This window comes from Flavobacterium bomense (genome assembly GCF_003970355.1).
Map to the genome: position 1 here is coordinate 1 of NZ_RYDJ01000054.1, position 1,853 is coordinate 1,853.

1 protein-coding gene is annotated in these 1,853 nt (G+C 31.3%); it reads right to left on the bottom strand.

All coding sequences use genetic code 11. The features are described 5' to 3' along the window. Positions 1-351: 351 nt before the first annotated feature. Positions 352-1,853: hybrid sensor histidine kinase/response regulator transcription factor (locus EKL98_RS15470; RefSeq protein ID WP_126563097.1), on the bottom strand; the 1,502-nt coding region annotated here is incomplete at its 5' end.

Below are 1,853 nucleotides of genomic sequence, written 5' to 3' on the forward strand. Positions count from 1 at the left end.
AAGAATAAAAAAATAACCAATAAGGATTTCCAATTATTAAGTGAAATATCAGATGCAACGGCTAGTCGAGATTTAAAAGCATAGATAGATATTGGTGTTTTTAAAGATTCAGGAAAAAGGTGCTGGAACGTATTATTAATTAAATGGATTGCGTCATAATTGCGTCACAAACCTGTTAATTGTTTCATATAAATGTAAAATTTGTAAGTGAAATATCAAATGACAGGAAAAAAGGTTAAAACCATATTACTTAAATATATTTCAAATTAATCTTTTAAGGAATACTTGAGGCCTACATATAGGTGATTGCTTTGGGTTTAAAAATCAAACTATTTAATTATATCAAATAACTTATTTATTGTCTTTTTTAATCTCAAACTTTACATATTCAGAGGGTGTCATATTAAATTGTCTGTGAAAACTTCTGCCAAAACTCACTTGTGAATTAAAACCAACCATTTCCGCTATTTCATATATTTTATAATTTCCTGTTTTTAACAATTCAGCTGCTTTTTTAAGTCTAGTAATATTTATTAAATCATTTGGACTCAAATTGGAAATACTATTAATTTTTCTATATAAAGTGGATCGACTCATATTCATATTCTCGGCCAGGGTATCAACGCTTAAGTTAGAATCTGAAATGTTTCTGATTATAATTTCATCAAGTTTTTTTATAAATTTTTCATCGACACTCGTATGGGCCATTGTTCTGATGTGCGCCAAGGGTGAACTTGAATAATGTTCTATTATATTTTTTCTATTCTCTAATAAATTAGACACTTGGACTTTTAGATATTCCATTGAAAAAGGCTTGTCAATGTAGGCATCTGCACCAGATTCCAGCCCTTCTATTCGGGCTCCAATAGAAGTTTTGGCAGTCAATAGAATAATGGGAATGTGGCTGGTATTGATATTGGTTTTCATTTTTTCGCAGAAGTTGAATCCATCCATTTCAGGCATCATTACATCACTGATTACCAATTGGATATTTTCGCAATCAACAATTTCTAATGCTTGTATTGCATTTGATGATTTTAGAATGGTATAATTTTCCATTAAATCTTTAGCAATGAAATCCAATAAATCCTCATTGTCTTCTATCAAAAGGAGAGTTGGTTTATTGTTTTCTATCTGAAATTTATGCATCGACAACGCCGTATCTTCCTTTATGTCTGATTTTTCGGAATCGAAAAAATCGAATTCTTTTTCCTGATGTAGAGGAAGCTTAAGCACAAAACTATTCATAGCAGCATCACTAGTGTCCAATTTCAGCGTTCCTTTGTGCAATTTTACAAGCGAATAGGCCAGAGCAAGACCAATGCCAGTTCCGGACTGATTTTCGGTTCCTGGTGCCCTAAAAAAAGGTTCAAATATTTTGTTTCGAAGATGGGGCGGGATGAGCTTACCATCATTTTTTATGGTTAATTTAAAATAGCCTTCCTTATTGGTCAACGATAGAATAATATTCGATTTTGAATATTTTATGGCATTATTAAAAAGATTGCTCAATATTTTGGTCAATACTTCAACATCAACATAGGCAATTAGGTTCTCCGTTTCCATTTTAAGTTCAAAATCGATATTCTTACTATCTATGATTTGACTGAATTGGGTGTGCGTTTCTCTTATTAAATTTGAAATATTGGTTTTGACAAAGGTTAAACTGACAGATTCTAGTTCAGTTTTTCTAAAATCCAATAATTGACTAACTAGATGAAGTAAACGACTTACATTTTTATCCATAATAGACAGATTCTCCCTTATTTCGCTCTTTAAATCAACTTTTTCTAGCAATTTTTCCAATGGGCTTTTAATCAAACTCAAGGGTGTGCGAATCTCGTGTGAGATAT